This is a genomic window from Escherichia sp. MOD1-EC7011 (genome assembly GCF_002965005.1).
GTDB classification, from domain to species: Bacteria; Pseudomonadota; Gammaproteobacteria; order Enterobacterales; family Enterobacteriaceae; genus Escherichia; species Escherichia ruysiae.
Genome location: NZ_PTRD01000010.1, coordinates 1 through 13,780 on the forward strand (window position 1 = coordinate 1; position 13,780 = coordinate 13,780).

Annotated in this window: 15 protein-coding genes, 1 tRNA gene and 2 pseudogenes; 9 read left to right on the forward strand and 9 right to left on the reverse strand. The window is 44.3% G+C overall.

What is annotated here, in order from left to right; genetic code table 11:
- Positions 1–212 precede the first annotated feature (212 nt).
- The 3 genes and pseudogenes from A7098_RS03835 to A7098_RS03850 all read left to right on the forward strand — a co-directional run.
- Positions 213–288: transfer RNA gene (locus A7098_RS03835), tRNA-Met, on the forward strand.
- 675 nt (positions 289–963) lie between these two features.
- Positions 964–1,080: pseudogene (locus A7098_RS24120) on the forward strand (lysis system i-spanin subunit Rz); the annotation flags it as partial.
- 11 nt (positions 1,081–1,091) lie between these two features.
- A pseudogene (locus A7098_RS03850) lies at positions 1,092–1,369 on the forward strand (transposase); the annotation flags it as partial.
- A 110-nt stretch (positions 1,370–1,479) separates the two neighbouring features.
- Here the strand turns inward: A7098_RS03850 and A7098_RS03855 are convergent.
- Together A7098_RS03855 and A7098_RS03860 are read right to left on the reverse strand one after the other, a co-directional pair.
- Positions 1,480–2,196, reverse strand: coding sequence for a YebC/PmpR family DNA-binding transcriptional regulator (locus tag A7098_RS03855; protein WP_032225387.1), 717 nt, complete (start codon positions 2,194–2,196; stop codon positions 1,480–1,482).
- Between the two features lie 310 nt (positions 2,197–2,506).
- Positions 2,507–2,836 carry a YkgJ family cysteine cluster protein gene (locus A7098_RS03860; protein WP_010345776.1) on the reverse strand — a complete coding sequence of 110 codons (330 nt, stop codon included), beginning with the start codon at positions 2,834–2,836 and terminating at the stop codon, positions 2,507–2,509.
- A gap of 880 nt (positions 2,837–3,716) precedes the next feature.
- Between A7098_RS03860 and A7098_RS03865 the strand changes: the two genes are divergently transcribed.
- Entirely contained in the window at positions 3,717–5,240 is a 1,524-nt protein-coding gene (locus A7098_RS03865) for a cyclic diguanylate phosphodiesterase (protein ID WP_085460637.1), read from the forward strand.
- Positions 5,241–5,411: 171 nt separating this feature from the next.
- Complete coding sequence (gene ymgF, locus A7098_RS03870) at positions 5,412–5,630, forward strand: cell division-associated protein YmgF (RefSeq protein ID WP_105280364.1); 219 nt, start codon at positions 5,412–5,414, stop codon at positions 5,628–5,630.
- A 306-nt stretch (positions 5,631–5,936) separates the two neighbouring features.
- On the opposite strand, the gene A7098_RS03875 is transcribed toward ymgF, so the two are convergent.
- The 5 genes from A7098_RS03875 to minC form a co-directional block, all read right to left on the reverse strand.
- Positions 5,937–6,272: a YmgD family protein gene (locus tag A7098_RS03875; RefSeq protein WP_000979974.1), complete on the reverse strand. Its 336-nt coding sequence runs from the start codon at positions 6,270–6,272 to the stop codon at positions 5,937–5,939.
- A 3-nt stretch (positions 6,273–6,275) separates the two neighbouring features.
- On the reverse strand, positions 6,276–6,620 hold the full coding sequence (locus A7098_RS03880) for a YMGG-like glycine zipper-containing protein (protein ID WP_000730702.1): 345 nt from the start codon (positions 6,618–6,620) through the stop codon (positions 6,276–6,278).
- 600 nt (positions 6,621–7,220) lie between these two features.
- Positions 7,221–7,487, reverse strand: a complete 267-nt coding sequence (minE, locus tag A7098_RS03885) for a cell division topological specificity factor MinE (protein WP_001185665.1) — start codon at positions 7,485–7,487, stop codon at positions 7,221–7,223.
- A gap of 3 nt (positions 7,488–7,490) precedes the next feature.
- On the reverse strand, positions 7,491–8,303 hold the full coding sequence (minD, locus tag A7098_RS03890; RefSeq protein WP_000101043.1) for a septum site-determining protein MinD: 813 nt from the start codon (positions 8,301–8,303) through the stop codon (positions 7,491–7,493).
- A gap of 23 nt (positions 8,304–8,326) precedes the next feature.
- Complete coding sequence (gene minC, locus A7098_RS03895) at positions 8,327–9,022, reverse strand: septum site-determining protein MinC (protein ID WP_105280365.1); 696 nt, start codon at positions 9,020–9,022, stop codon at positions 8,327–8,329.
- A gap of 128 nt (positions 9,023–9,150) precedes the next feature.
- On the opposite strand from minC, the gene A7098_RS03900 reads away from it, so the two are divergent.
- The 3 genes from A7098_RS03900 to A7098_RS03910 all read left to right on the forward strand — a co-directional run bounded on the left by A7098_RS03900 (position 9,151) and on the right by A7098_RS03910 (position 10,714).
- Positions 9,151–9,444, forward strand: coding sequence for a YcgL domain-containing protein (locus tag A7098_RS03900; RefSeq protein WP_001516252.1), 294 nt, complete (start codon positions 9,151–9,153; stop codon positions 9,442–9,444).
- Positions 9,445–9,515: 71 nt separating this feature from the next.
- Complete coding sequence (locus A7098_RS03905; protein ID WP_105280366.1) at positions 9,516–10,175, forward strand: fumarylacetoacetate hydrolase family protein; 660 nt, start codon at positions 9,516–9,518, stop codon at positions 10,173–10,175.
- A gap of 92 nt (positions 10,176–10,267) precedes the next feature.
- On the forward strand, positions 10,268–10,714 hold the full coding sequence (locus A7098_RS03910) for a YcgN family cysteine cluster protein (protein ID WP_024165127.1): 447 nt from the start codon (positions 10,268–10,270) through the stop codon (positions 10,712–10,714).
- Between the two features lie 513 nt (positions 10,715–11,227).
- On the opposite strand, the gene znuB is transcribed toward A7098_RS03910, so the two are convergent.
- Both znuB and znuC read right to left on the reverse strand, forming a co-directional pair.
- On the reverse strand, positions 11,228–12,013 hold the full coding sequence (gene znuB / locus A7098_RS03915; RefSeq protein ID WP_000571472.1) for a zinc ABC transporter permease subunit ZnuB: 786 nt from the start codon (positions 12,011–12,013) through the stop codon (positions 11,228–11,230).
- Positions 12,010–12,765: a zinc ABC transporter ATP-binding protein ZnuC gene (znuC, locus tag A7098_RS03920; protein WP_105280367.1), complete on the reverse strand. Its 756-nt coding sequence runs from the start codon at positions 12,763–12,765 to the stop codon at positions 12,010–12,012. The genes znuB and znuC overlap by 4 nt, the downstream gene beginning before the upstream one ends.
- A gap of 78 nt (positions 12,766–12,843) precedes the next feature.
- Here znuC and znuA point away from each other — a divergent pair, with 78 nt between their 5' ends.
- Positions 12,844–13,776: a zinc ABC transporter substrate-binding protein ZnuA gene (gene znuA, locus A7098_RS03925; RefSeq protein ID WP_024165128.1), complete on the forward strand. Its 933-nt coding sequence runs from the start codon at positions 12,844–12,846 to the stop codon at positions 13,774–13,776.
- Positions 13,777–13,780 lie beyond the last annotated feature (4 nt).

Below are 13,780 nucleotides of genomic sequence, written 5' to 3' on the forward strand. Positions count from 1 at the left end.
TTTGAATCTTTTTGTTACAAAATATGATGAAATTTTTGTTTTTATAATGGTTAAAGCCTTACTTGTATTTATAAGATGATATAAATAATCAAAATATACAATGCAATTAATATCTGTAATAGATAAGAAAATATCAATTTTTTATTTTTTATTAATAATGCGATAATGTAGACTGTATATATGTACTTTTAACGAAGCAAATTTGTTTTTCTGACTCTTTAGCTCAGTGGTGAGTGTGAGCGACCCATAATCGCCAGGTCGCTGGTTCAAATCCAGCAAGCGCCACCAACCATACAGCCATTAGCTCATTGGGGGAGAGAGCGCCAACCTTCGAACTTGGCTGCGCGGGGATATCAACAGGTCACTATTACTCCTTTTGCTTTATTTGAGCAAATTTTGATATTGTGCCGAAATAGTATAAACCTGCCGTTGAGTGGATTTTGTTGTTTCGGATGCAGGAAAATCCGTAATTAACATATTCCGATAACAAATTAATTGTATTTGATAAAATTATGTGTTTTCGAGATTATGGTATTGATGCCATTTTTCTTATTTGTTAAAAAATCACCTGCATGGTGAATCCCCCTGTGCGGAGGGGCATATCAGCAAGGTTGCAAATATCCTTCGGCTTTAGCGGCAATATTGCGGGTTCGGATGCTGATGCCGGACTCACCGGGAGGCACCCGGCACCATGCAAATGATGGAACATTGCGCATACAAAAACCTGCCCTTCATCTCCGGAAGGGCTTTTTTATGGGCAAGTATCATGATTTATATATCGGATATTTTTATTGCCTGTCGATATTAATTACATGGTACAGGACTGTGCAATACCTGAACCCATATGTAATGTGTTGAATTCATAAGATTGCCAGTAGGCGCCCTTTTTATTTTCTGACGTTAGCCTGATTGCTCACTACAATCTGATTTATTCAACAGTCCCTCTTCGGGGGTGATATCGATAATCAGACGGTACAAGAAGCTGAGGACGTTTCCTTTACTGATATGCAGTTGCGCCAGTGCGATGTTGCTGCACTCGATACGAAATACTCAAAGGAGTTAGCCGATGCGAAAGCAGAATGCTGTGTGGATATATCCACATACTTGTGGAGATCCCGTCGAAAATGAGCGTATCGAGGTTTATGGCTATCTGAAGGGTAAACGCAGTCAGATGCTCTATGAGTAATTTAGAGATCTCAAGTTCAAATACAGGAACAGGGAATTTTGATGTGGAAGTTATTATTTAGATACGCTGGGTAAGAACACAGCAAAGATACAAGAATATATAAAGCACCCGCTCGAAGAAGATAAAATTGGCGAACAATTATTGAACCCATATCCAGGCAGCTCGTTTACGGGGCGTAAGTAACGAAGTTGAATGCAAATGTTAGATCATATGCACCAGTTAGGGCGCAGTTGGAAACAGTGCCTTATAGGCGCATTTGAAAAACCTCCGGCATAGCCGGAGGATATTTATAATTAGAGATTAGCAACGTTATGATATACTTTTTGGACATCATCGTCATCTTCAAGGGCATCAACAAGCCCTTCAAAGATTTCTAAATCTTCTGGTGAAAGTTCTACTTCTGATTGAGCAATCAATTCTAATTCTGTTGTTGAAAAATCAGTAATTCCAGCGGTTTTTAGAGCTGCAATTCCTTTGTGAAGATCTGTAGGTTCAGTATAAATAACGATGCTTCCTTCTTCTTCAGTCACATCACGAACATCTACTTCAGCATCAAGCAAAATTTCAAAAATATGGTCAGGATTTGTTCCTTTAAATACAATCACACCAGTATTGTCAAACATATAGCTGACAGAACCTGCTGCTCCAATATTCCCGCCTTTTTTATTGAAAATTGTGCGAATATTAGCAATTGTACGATTAACATTTGAAGTCAACGTTTCAGCGATAATCATTGAACCATTTGGTCCAAAGCCTTCATAACGCCCTTGTACGAACGTCTCATCTCCGCCACCTTTGGCTTTATCAATGGCTTTATCAATAACGTGTTTTGGAACTTGTGCCTGCTTCGCACGTTCAATAACGAATTTTAAAGATGTGTTTAATTCTGGGTCTGGTTCACCTTGTTTAGCGGCAGCATAGATTTCCACACCGAATTTTGCATATACTTTAGACGTTGCACCGTCTTTAGCCGTTTTTTTAGCAACAATATTGGCCCATTTACGTCCCACTGGAATGATCTCCTCGAAATTTATTTACATTACTGACAAGTTGATAACCTGTGTTTATTCGCCATATTATAACATGACACGAAAAAACTAGTCTATGAAAAATAAAATATGATAATGCTACAGACGTACTTTAATTTTATCAATGGTCTTAATTATTGATGGGGTGTTATATGATTTATTTTGGTTTTTTTTTGTATTTATTATTAATGGATTAACCGCGACAGTAATGTCGCGGCATAGTTAGTTTCGCTACCTGAATATATTGTTGAGGATGGCGATCGTATGGAGCTAATTAAACTTGAAAAAGCTTTTAAATTGGAGGTAGTCCATATTTAGCTCGAGCGCGATTACATGCCTCATTAATTTCTCCATGCTCGCCTGACATGGCGAATTCCCTACATGTGGAAGAGCGGTTTTTATATATTGTGCAGCAGGCGTTTTTTCCAGGCGTTCCTGCCAGGGCAATACAGCGTGGGTTCTTCTGGTTAGTTCCGCGCATACATCGGTGGTAAGGGGATATCTGCTCAGTAAGATGAGCCGGTATGGTTCCGCCTGCATCATCAGCTTCGGCCCAGTAAAAAGAGACGCGGAAAAATGCACAACAGGCACCACACGCCATGCATGGATTCAGATTGCTCATAATTCACCAGTACTTCTATATAAATATCACAACAAAACCGCAGACACGTCGTATAAAGGCGCGTGCCTGCGGCAGGCTGGCGAACTTTCTATAGTGCGAGTATTGAATGATTACCAGCCGTTATCAATTTTACATATCTATTTAGATATGACCAGACAAGTTGAATACAAACAGGAAGAGTTAATCTTTACAATTTGTAACATGGGGTTTTGTGAAAAGAAAATGTCTTACGCACTAGAGTTCGCATTATATGGTTTCTATAGCCTGACTTGCTAAATAAGAATATATCGCTCTCTTTCTTATTCTAACTGGTTATAGATGTTATCAGAAAAAGTTATTTCGCTGGTTTTTAAGAGTATAAAAAATCCACGTTTGACTTGTGCAACTTATATTACTGCTATCGATTCTTCACATTCCTTCCAGTGATATTGCTGTATATAATGGAGCTGATTTTGGATGCCGCTATTGATGGATACCGTTTGTTATGAGCAGGTGTCGTGTGCTGTTGAAGAAAAAGCTGGGTCGCGTAGAGTAACAATTTGCACTGCCTTACCTCGGTATAACCTTTACTGTCCCCATCGACGTTGTACCAGTTCAGCATATCCTTACTCATTGATACAGTTAAGTATTAAAGGATGAGTACACAGAGAACGTTGCCTACCCAATATTCTTGTTCTGGTTTGTTGCTCAATACGTCTTCTCTGCCTTAGGGTCAGTCAATTAACACTCACTTGAGATCTTTATCCAACATTGAAGGTATTACGGCATAGTGGGGTAAAATTTCATCAAGAACGTGGATATTTCTGATTCTCTCTACCATGCTCTCTGTAGACGCCAGATTGAGCGAATGAACAGAGAATAATGGTCCTGGGACACGCGAATGCGCAATACACTTATCCCCATCCTCGTTGCGGTGTGCCTGTTTATTACTGGCGTCTCTATTTTGAATATTCAGCTCTGGTATTCCGCAAAAGCAGAGAGCCTGGCGGGGGCGAAGTACGCCGCCAACAACATTAATCATATTCTTGAGGAAGCGTCACAGGCGACTCAAACGGCGATGGAAATTGCAGGGAAAAGGTGCGATCTGGATGAACAATATCAGCTAGGTACAGAGGCCGCGCTGAAACCCCATCTGCGGACGATCATCATTCTCAAACAAGGTGCTGTCTGGTGTACATCGCTGCCGGGTAATCGGGTACTGCTATCCCGTATTCCTGAGATACCAGACAGTAATTTGCTGTTGGCTCCGGCGCTCGACACTGTAAATAGATTACCCATTCTGCTCTATCAGATTCAGTTCGCTGATACGCGTATCCTGGTGACTATTAGCGACCAGCATATCCGTGGTGCGCTCCATGTGCCGTTGAAGGGGGTGAAATATAGTTTGCGCGTGGGGGATAATATTATTGGGCCGTCGGGAGATGTGACAACTCTCAATGGCAGACATCAACTTTCTGGACGGGTTAACTCCACTGAATATCATTTCAGTATTATCTATAACCAGCCGCCGCTATTTAGCTTTACCAGAATGATCGACAAAGGCTTGGGTATTTTGATATTCAGCCTTTTAATATCCTGTTCCGCTGCCTTTTTACTTGATAAATATTTCAATAAGACAGACACACCTGAAGAGATTCTGCGTAGGGCGATAAGCAATGGTGAGATTGTGCCTTTTTACCAACCGGTAGTTAATGGTCGGGAAGGGACGTTACGCGGCGTAGAAGTTCTTGCCCGATGGAAACATCCTCGTGGAGGATATATTTCACCTGTAGCATTTATTCCACTTGCTGAAAAATCAGGGTTGATAGTTCCGCTCACCCAAAGTTTGATGAGTCAGGTCGCCACACAAATGAACGCGATCGCCAGTAAACTGCCGGAAGGATTTCATGTTGGGATCAATTTTAGCGCCTCGCATATTATTTCGCCGACATTTGTTGAAGAATGTCTGAAATACCGCGACAGCTTCACTCGCCATGATTTGAATCTCGTTCTTGAAGTTACTGAGCGTGAAGCGTTACATGTTGATGAAAATTTGGTTCAGCGATTGAACATTCTGCATGAAAATGGTTTTGTTATCGCGCTGGATGATTTTGGTACGGGCTACTCAGGGCTTTCTTATCTCCATGATCTGCACATCGATTATATTAAGATTGATCACAGTTTCGTCGGTCGGGTCAATGCAGATCCTGATTCCACCAGAATTCTGGACTGTGTGCTGGATCTGGCGCGCAAACTTTCTATCAGTATTGTCGCCGAAGGCGTCGAGACGAAGGAGCAGCTCGACTATTTGAACCAGAATAATATTACGTTCCAGCAAGGGTACTATTTCTATAAACCGGTGACGTATATTGAACTCGTCAAAATTATTCTCTCAAAACCGAAGGTGAAAGTGGTTGTTGAGTGAATATTGCACTAATTGATATAGCATGATGATATTTGGCTGAAAATTGATCAGCAAGGCGATGAAATGGTGCAATTGTAGACAGGTAATTAGCTCGTTGCTTCTTGTTACTATTGTTCATTATTTTGTTTGCTATAATTGTCTGAAGATTTTGTCAGGATCACCGTAAGTAGCATGAACAAAAGTAATAGCCTGGATTATTTCACTTTGTATATCATCTTTTCCATTGCGTTTATGCTGAGCTCCATCCTGATTATCCTGATCGCCAAACCCAGCATCTGGCTAGGAGAAGTGCTTGTTACCATAAATTTAATCAATGCACTGGTTTGGCTGGTAATCAATTTGCTTAACCGGTTAAGAGAGAAGCTGGTAAGCCAAAGGGATCAGCATTAACCCTTCTTTTAAATACGTTTTGACAATTTGGGCTGACAGGATATTTGATCAGAAATGCTTATAAATCCAATCAGTAGATGATTAATCTTTGAAACTGGAAAAACTGGTCAGGTTTAGTTTTGGGAAAATTACTCTGCGGTGAGGCGGGGGTATACGGATATGATTGCAGTAAAATAGTTTTTGATACAGTGAAAACTGACGGAATAAACTAAAGCCAAATACTAACACTTCATTTTTGTTTATAAGCACATCCATCCGCTAAAAATATACCGCGTCGAATAAATCGACGCGGTACTACATTAACAATTATTTTTTGCCGATGGCACGCATGGTGTCATCAATTGCGGTAATTAACAGCATTTGCGGATCTTTAGCACAAACCTGATTCAGTTTTTCTACCACTTTGGCACTCAGTTCTGGAGATTGCTCAATTTTTAAATCACGGCTAGTAACGCTGGCATTACCCATTACAGCGACGATATCTGCAACCTGTGCGCTGTCAGTTTTTGCCATTTCGTTGGCTTCTGCGCAAGTAATGTAGGTTTCTGCCGGCAGGCCGTTCTTAATATTATAATCCTGCGCCCAGGTCATTGGTGCGAAAACAAACAGTCCAGCCAGTAAAGCAAATTTTTTCATCATCATACCTTATTTCATTTTACCCAGAATGGCACCACCTGTACCACCAATCACAGCACCTTTAATCGCGCCTTCCAGACCATTGCCGGTCAGGACGCCAGTGACTGCGCCAACGGCCGCACCTACTTTTGCGCCTTTACGGGCATTTTTACCATCGCGACCTTTTTCAGTGACTGCGCCAACACCTGCACCTACAGCAGCGCCTTTCAGTACGCCATTTACACCATTGCCAGTCAGTAAGCCTACGCCTGCGCCTAACAATGCGCCTTTAGTGGTGCGATTCATATCCGCCATGGCTGGCGTGGAGCAGAGTAATATTGAGATGAGCCCGAAGGCGAGTGTTTTTTTCTTCAACTTAGATGTCCGGTATTAAGTAAGTTGCACACACAATAATTTCGTCTTCAATTAAGAGCAGCTTAACTAAAGAACGCTCGATATTATTCAGATCATTCAAAATGAGCGCGGTTTGTATAATAAGAGTTATGTTTTTCGCTTGAATGGGAATAATCTTAAATAAGAATTAACTCATTGATTTTGAATATTTTATTCAAGAAATGTCATCAAGTGTTAACATTGCATTGCAAAGGTAAGGCAATCTGAAATATCAATGTTATTGTGTAATTTATATGTGAACAATATTTATCAGAAAACGTAATGTCAGTGGTTTTATTCTGGTGGCGATAATGTGAATTAGTTGCGACTTAATTTGACGCTGGAGCTTGAAGGGGGAGTGTTACCGTTTATACAAAACAGGAGGTAATTCCCATTTCCTGTACTAACAACGCAGCAACCAAATGAGCGAACTCAACGGAGGGAAGGGGGCTGTGCCTGGACGCCGATGACAACATTACTTAATAGCGAACCGGGGAAGAGAAAAATTTAACCAGGGTGTAATCTGACAGATACCTGTATAAATAACCGGTAACTGTCAGATCGAACCTGAGCTAATACAGCTTATTTCAGCTCTTCTGCTTCCGGCAGGGTCACGTTCAACTCAAGAATGGAAATATCACCATCTTTTTGCTCAAGCTGTACGGTCACCATCTCGGGATCGATTTGTACGTATTTACAAATGACCTCAAGAATATCTTTACGCAACTGGGGCAGATAGTGTGGTTCTGCATCGCTGCGACGGCGTTCAGCAACAATAATTTGCAACCGCTCTTTTGCAATGTTGGCCGTGTTTTTCTTCCGTGAGAGAAAGAAATCGAGTAATGCCATAACTTATCCTCCGAACAAGCGTTTGAGGAAGCCTTTCTTCTCTTCTTCAATGAAGCGGAAAGGACGTTCTTCTCCCAACAGACGTTCTACGGTATCAGCGTAGGCTTTACCCGCATCGGCGTTGATATCGAGAATAACCGGTTCTCCCTGGTTAGAGGCGCGCAATACTGATTGATCCTCTGGGATCACGCCGACGAGCTTGATGCGCAGGATCTCCAGCACGTCTTCCATGCTCAACATGTCTCCTTTGTGCACGCGACCAGGGTTATAGCGCGTTAACAGCAGGTGCTCTTTTATGGGTTCTTCGCCGTTTTCTGCGCGACGTGATTTCGACGCCAGAATACCTAAAATACGGTCAGAGTCACGAACTGAGGAAACTTCCGGGTTGGTGGTAATAATGGCCTCATCAGCGAAATAAAGAGCCATTAATGCACCGGTTTCAATACCCGCCGGTGAGTCACAAACGATAAACTCAAAGTCCATCGCTTTCAGGTCATCAAGAACTTTGGCCACCCCTTCGCGGGTGAGGGCATCTTTATCGCGAGTTTGCGAAGCTGGGAGAATATAGAGGTTATCAGTACGCTTATCCTTAATTAACGCCTGATTTAGCGTTGCATCGCCCTGAATGACGTTGACGAAATCGTAAACGACCCGGCGCTCGCAACCCATAATCAGGTCGAGATTACGCAAGCCGATATCAAAATCGATCACGACAGTTTTCTTTCCCTTCTGGGCCAAACCAGTGGCGATGGCCGCGCTGGAGGTTGTCTTTCCAACGCCCCCTTTCCCCGAAGTAACAACAATAATGCGTGCCATAAAAATTCCTTGTTAAAAAGGGATCAATTTAACGATTGAACGGTCAAAGCGTTTTCGACTAATTGCAGTCGTGCCGCTTTGCCATAAAATTCTGCTGGGATTTTATCACTCAGCCAGTATTCACCGGCGATAGAGACCAGTTCTGCCATCAGACTCGTACAAAATATTTGTGCTTCCCGGTCACCACTTGCCCCGGCTAGCGCACGACCGCGCATCATGCCATAGACATGAATGTTACCATCTGCGATCAATTCTGCCCCTGCACTAACATGGCTTGTAACAATCAGATCACATTGTGGCGCATAAATGCGCTGACCGGAACGTACCGGGGTATCTATTAAGCGCGTTTTTGTGTCCGGTGTTGTACTTTTCGCAGGAACCTGGGGAGCCGGTGCTGGACGTGGCGCTTTTTCCTTTCCTTCAGTCAGGATTGGCAACCCCATCTTTTCGATTTCAGCTTTCAGCTTCGCATTTTTGCAGCCACTGACACCAATGATCCGCAAGCCTGTTGCTGAGATAGCTTTGTGCATTGCTGGCCAGTTGACCTGTTCTTCGAGGCCACTGACATTGAGTACGATGGGAGCATGATTTAAAAATGCCGGAGCCTGAGCGATTTTGTCTTCCAGCGCCTGATGAATAACCTTAGGTTCTGCCTCATGCAGATGAACCACAGATAAGGTGAAGCTGCTACCTTTAAGCTCGATTGGCGTGTTTGACATCCTGGCCTTACTCAATTAGCTAATTACCATCATCATCAGCGTGCGATGATATTACGAAGACTATAAGGCATGTTATAGTCTGGATTATATTGAGGCAAGTCACCCCCCCATTTATTCAGAGTAAAATTATGTTTTGTGTGATCTATCGAAGTAGTAAACGTGACCAGACCTATTTATATGTTGAAAAAAAAGACGACTTTTCACGTGTTCCAGAGGAGCTGATGAAAGGTTTTGGTCAACCGCAACTTGCGATGATTCTTCCATTGGACGGGAGAAAAAAACTGGTAAATGCCGATATTGAGAAAGTTAAACAGGCCTTAGCTGAGCATGGCTATTATCTTCAATTGCCACCTCCTCCTGAGGATTTGCTGAAGCAACATCTTTCTGTGATGGCGAAAAATACAGACAGCACTAAAAAATAACCAATATCCGGCGGTGGCATCATATTTGTCGGAGCGGGTTTTAAGATCCACGATGAAGTGAGAGGAACGTTATGTATCAACATCACAACTGGCAAGGTGCACTGCTGGATTATCCGGTGAGTAAAGTAGTTTGTGTTGGCAGTAATTATGCCAGACATATTAAAGAGATGGGGAGTGAAGTGCCTGAAGAGCCCGTGTTGTTCATTAAACCTGAAACGGCACTGTGCGATCTGCGCCAGCCATTGGCTATTCCCTCAGATTTTGGCGCGGTTCATCATGAAGTAGAACTGGCTGTGTTGATTGGCGCGACGCTACGTCAGGCTACGGAAGAGCATGTGCGCAAAGCCATTGCAGGTTACGGCGTGGCGCTCGATCTGACATTACGTGATATTCAGGCAAAAATGAAGAAAGCCGGGCAGCCGTGGGAAAAGGCCAAAGCGTTTGATAACTCTTGTCCTCTTTCCGGGTTTATTCCTGCCGCAGAGTTCACTGGCGATCCGCAAAATACATCGCTGGGTCTGAGCGTTAACGGCGAACAACGCCAACAAGGTTCGACTGCGGACATGATCCATAAAATCGTTCCGCTGATTGCTTATATGAGCAAGTTTTTTACCCTCAAGGCCGGTGACGTTGCGTTAACAGGCACGCCTGATGGTGTCGGGCCGCTATACAGTGGCGATGAACTGACTGTTACTTTCGATGGTCATTCTTTGACAACTCGCGTTTTGTAATACTTTTTTGCCGCCTGAATGAGGCGGCAAAACTTGCATCGCTGTGCCAGACTGGTTATAAGGTGCGTTTTAACGTAATGGCGGAACACCTGATGAGCGATATACCTTTCTGGCAAAGTAAAACCCTTGATGAAATGAGCGATGCAGAATGGGAGTCGTTGTGTGATGGTTGTGGTCAGTGCTGCCTGCATAAACTGATGGATGAAGACACCGACGAAATCTACTTCACTAACGTCGCTTGCCGTCAGCTTAATATTAAAACCTGTCAATGTCGGAACTACGAACGCCGCTTCGAGTTTGAACCTGACTGCATCAAATTAACCCGCGAAAACCTGCCAACATTCGAATGGCTACCGATGACCTGTGCATATCGATTGCTGGCGGAAGGGAAGGCATTGCCAGAGTGGCATCCGCTGATGACTGGTTCGAAAGCGGCAATGCACGGTGAGCGAATCTCTGTACGTCATATTGCGGTGAAAGAATCAGAAGTGATCGACTGGCAGGATCATATACTCAATAAACCGGACTGGGCGCAGTGAGCATTTGAAACAGAAGGGATTACTTTCTCGTTTTGAACGGGGCACTGTTGGTGCATCAGAACTGAAATTTACATTCAGAATTGCCAGGGGATTGTCATTATTATCTGCCCCCAATGCGAACAGAAAAATGCCCCTCTGTGCAGTAATGAAGATTGGATTTACTCCTGCACTTAATGCCCTGCGAGCAAATGTGCTGCAATTCATACGCTGTACGAACTTATACTGATACTCCTATTTCTCGGTGCTACATTCCTGTATTTATTGCCAGTTTCCAGAGACTGCTTATCTGCTCACTCACGTTTTTTCGAGAGAACGATAATATTTTTCGTGGGGAAATAACTGCAAAGGAGAATTCTTAATATCGTCGTTTAATTTGTCGAATGCGGACATGGATTTTATGCAGACCATATAAACATTCTCTGGTCGCTTGTTCTTAACAGAATGTTTTTTGCTGATACTCGCAATGTGGTGACCTGGTCGATGAAACTGGCACTGTATAGTGCCAGTCGCAACTTAGTTGGCTTGCTTTTTCATCATACTGATAATAAACAACAGCGCCGCACACAGCACCACCGACGGGCCTGCTGGCGTATCGTAAAACGCGGAAAAGGTTAAACCACCAGTTACGGCAATCATCCCCACCAAAACAGCGACACCAGCCATCTGCTCCGGCGTGCGGGCAAAACGACGTGCAGTAGCCGCAGGAATAATCAGCAGCGAGGTAATAATCAACGCGCCGACAAATTTCATTGCCACGCCAATCGTCAATGCCGTCACCAGCATCAACAATAATTTTACGCGCTGTAATTTCACGCCATCGACAAACGCCAGATCCGGGCTAATCGTCATCGACAGCAAATTGCGCCATTGCCAGAACAGAATTGCCACCACGATGACCACGCCAATCGCAATGGAGATAAGATCTTCCGGCGTCACTGCCAGCAAATCACCAAACAGGTATGCCATCAAGTCAACGCGAATGTTAGACATCAGGCTGACGACGACCAGACCCAGCGACAAAGCACTGTGCGCCATAATTCCCAATAATGTATCGATCGCCAGTTGTGGGCGCTTTTCCAGCCATACCAGACCGCCCGCCAGCAGCAGCGTAACCGCAATCACTGCATAGAAAGGATTCACATCCAGTAGCAGGCCAAACGCGACGCCAAGTAAAGATGCATGTGCCAGCGTGTCGCCGAAATAAGACATACGACGCCAGACAACAAACGAACCCAGCGGACCTGCGGCACAGGCCAGCATGATCCCGGCTAACCAACCAGGAAATAATAATTCAATCATGAGCGATCATTTCCCCGACGCAGAATAATCCGCCCCTGTAAATCATGGCGGTGATTATGATGATGGCGATAGATACCTAGTTGCTCAGCACCGCGAGGTCCAAACATCGAAATAAATTCTGGATGCAGGGAAACGACTTCCGGTGTGCCGGAACAACAGATGTGGTGATTGAGGCAAAGTACTTCATCGGTTTTTGCCATCACCAGATGCAGATCGTGAGAAACCATTAATACGCCACAATCCAGTTCGCGGCGCAGTTGATCAATCAGGTCGTACAACGCAACCTGACCATTTACATCCACGCCTTGAGTGGGTTCATCCAGCACTAATAATTGCGGTTGATTTAACAACGCGCGCGCCAGCAGTACACGCTGCGTTTCGCCGCCAGAGAGCTTTTGCATTGGCGCGTCAATCAGATGCCCGGCCTGAACGCGTTTCAGTGCGGGCAGAATGTCTTCTCTATATGTACCGGGGCGTAAGCGTAAAAAACGGTTTACGGTCAGTGGCAACGTGGTGTCGAGATAGAGCTTTTGCGGCACGTAGCCGATACGCAGTTTTCCGTGGCGCTTGATAACACCTTCATCTGGTGTTACCAGCCCGAGCACAACCCGCACCAGCGTCGACTTACCTGCGCCGTTCGGCCCAAGTAAGGTCAAAATTTTTCCAGGTTTAAGTTCCAGCGACACATCAGAGAGGACGCGGCGTTGGCCAAAAGAAACCGAGACATTTTCCAGGGAAACCAGACTTGTCATGTTAATTTTAGTCTTGCAGTAGTCATGAAATGTTATAATATCACACTTCTTGTATTCATTACGATGATTGGTCGCATTATGTTACATAAAAAAACGCTTCTTTTCGCAGCATTATCCGTCGCTCTCTGGGGTGGTGCAACACAGGCGGCAGATGCCGCCGTTGTTGCTTCGCTTAAACCTGTTGGATTCATCGCTTCCGCCATTGCTGATGGGGTAACAGAGACTGAAGTATTACTGCCTGATGGTGCTTCAGAACACGATTATTCACTGCGTCCATCGGATGTAAAACGCTTACAGAACGCGGACTTAGTCGTCTGGGTTGGCCCGGAGATGGAAGCGTTTATGCAAAAGCCGGTGAGCAAATTACCTGAGGCGAAACAGGTAACGATTGCGCAGCTTGAGAATGTAAAACCGATGCTGATGAAAAGTATTCACGGCGATGATGATGATCATAACCACGCGGAAAAAAGTGACGAAGATCACCATCACGGCGATTTCAACATGCATCTTTGGCTCTCCCCAGAGATAGCGCGGGCTACAGCGGTTGCAATCCATGGAAAATTAGTGGAACTTATGCCGCAAAGTCGAGCCAAACTTGACGCCAACCTGAAGGATTTTGAGGCACAATTAGTTGCAACCGATAAACAGGTTGGTAATGAGCTCGCGCCGCTCAAGGGAAAAGGTTATTTCGTTTTTCATGATGCTTACGGCTACTTCGAAAAACAATTCGGACTGACACCGCTTGGTCATTTTACCGTTAACCCAGAGATTCAACCGGGCGCGCAGCGTTTACATGAAATAAGAACACAGTTGGTTGAGCAAAAAGCAACCTGCGTTTTTGCTGAACCACAGTTCAGGCCAGCGGTCGTTGAAAGCGTCGCACGAGGGACATCCGTTCGTATGGGAACGTTGGATCCCCTTGGGACGAATATCAAACTGGGTAAAACAAGCTATTCAGAATTTCTGAATCAATTAGCCAACCAGTACGCGAGCTGCCTGAAAGGAGATTAATGAG

What these genes read in the sequence shown, in the direction of transcription:
- A7098_RS03860 (WP_010345776.1), bottom strand. Translation starts at nt 2,836, where the DNA reads ATGAGCAATCTGAATCCATGCATGGCGTGTGGTGCCTGTTGTGCATTT.
- A7098_RS03865 (WP_085460637.1), top strand. Translation starts at nt 3,717, where the DNA reads ATGCGCAATACACTTATCCCCATCCTCGTTGCGGTGTGCCTGTTTATT.
- ymgF (WP_105280364.1), top strand. Translation starts at nt 5,412, where the DNA reads ATGAACAAAAGTAATAGCCTGGATTATTTCACTTTGTATATCATCTTT.
- A7098_RS03875 (WP_000979974.1), bottom strand. Translation starts at nt 6,272, where the DNA reads ATGATGATGAAAAAATTTGCTTTACTGGCTGGACTGTTTGTTTTCGCA.
- minE (WP_001185665.1), bottom strand. Translation starts at nt 7,487, where the DNA reads ATGGCATTACTCGATTTCTTTCTCTCACGGAAGAAAAACACGGCCAAC.
- minD (WP_000101043.1), bottom strand. Translation starts at nt 8,303, where the DNA reads ATGGCACGCATTATTGTTGTTACTTCGGGGAAAGGGGGCGTTGGAAAG.
- minC (WP_105280365.1), bottom strand. Translation starts at nt 9,022, where the DNA reads ATGTCAAACACGCCAATCGAGCTTAAAGGTAGCAGCTTCACCTTATCT.
- A7098_RS03900 (WP_001516252.1), top strand. Translation starts at nt 9,151, where the DNA reads ATGTTTTGTGTGATCTATCGAAGTAGTAAACGTGACCAGACCTATTTA.
- A7098_RS03905 (WP_105280366.1), top strand. Translation starts at nt 9,516, where the DNA reads ATGTATCAACATCACAACTGGCAAGGTGCACTGCTGGATTATCCGGTG.
- A7098_RS03910 (WP_024165127.1), top strand. Translation starts at nt 10,268, where the DNA reads ATGAGCGATATACCTTTCTGGCAAAGTAAAACCCTTGATGAAATGAGC.
- znuB (WP_000571472.1), bottom strand. Translation starts at nt 12,013, where the DNA reads ATGATTGAATTATTATTTCCTGGTTGGTTAGCCGGGATCATGCTGGCC.
- znuC (WP_105280367.1), bottom strand. Translation starts at nt 12,765, where the DNA reads ATGACAAGTCTGGTTTCCCTGGAAAATGTCTCGGTTTCTTTTGGCCAA.
- znuA (WP_024165128.1), top strand. Translation starts at nt 12,844, where the DNA reads ATGTTACATAAAAAAACGCTTCTTTTCGCAGCATTATCCGTCGCTCTC.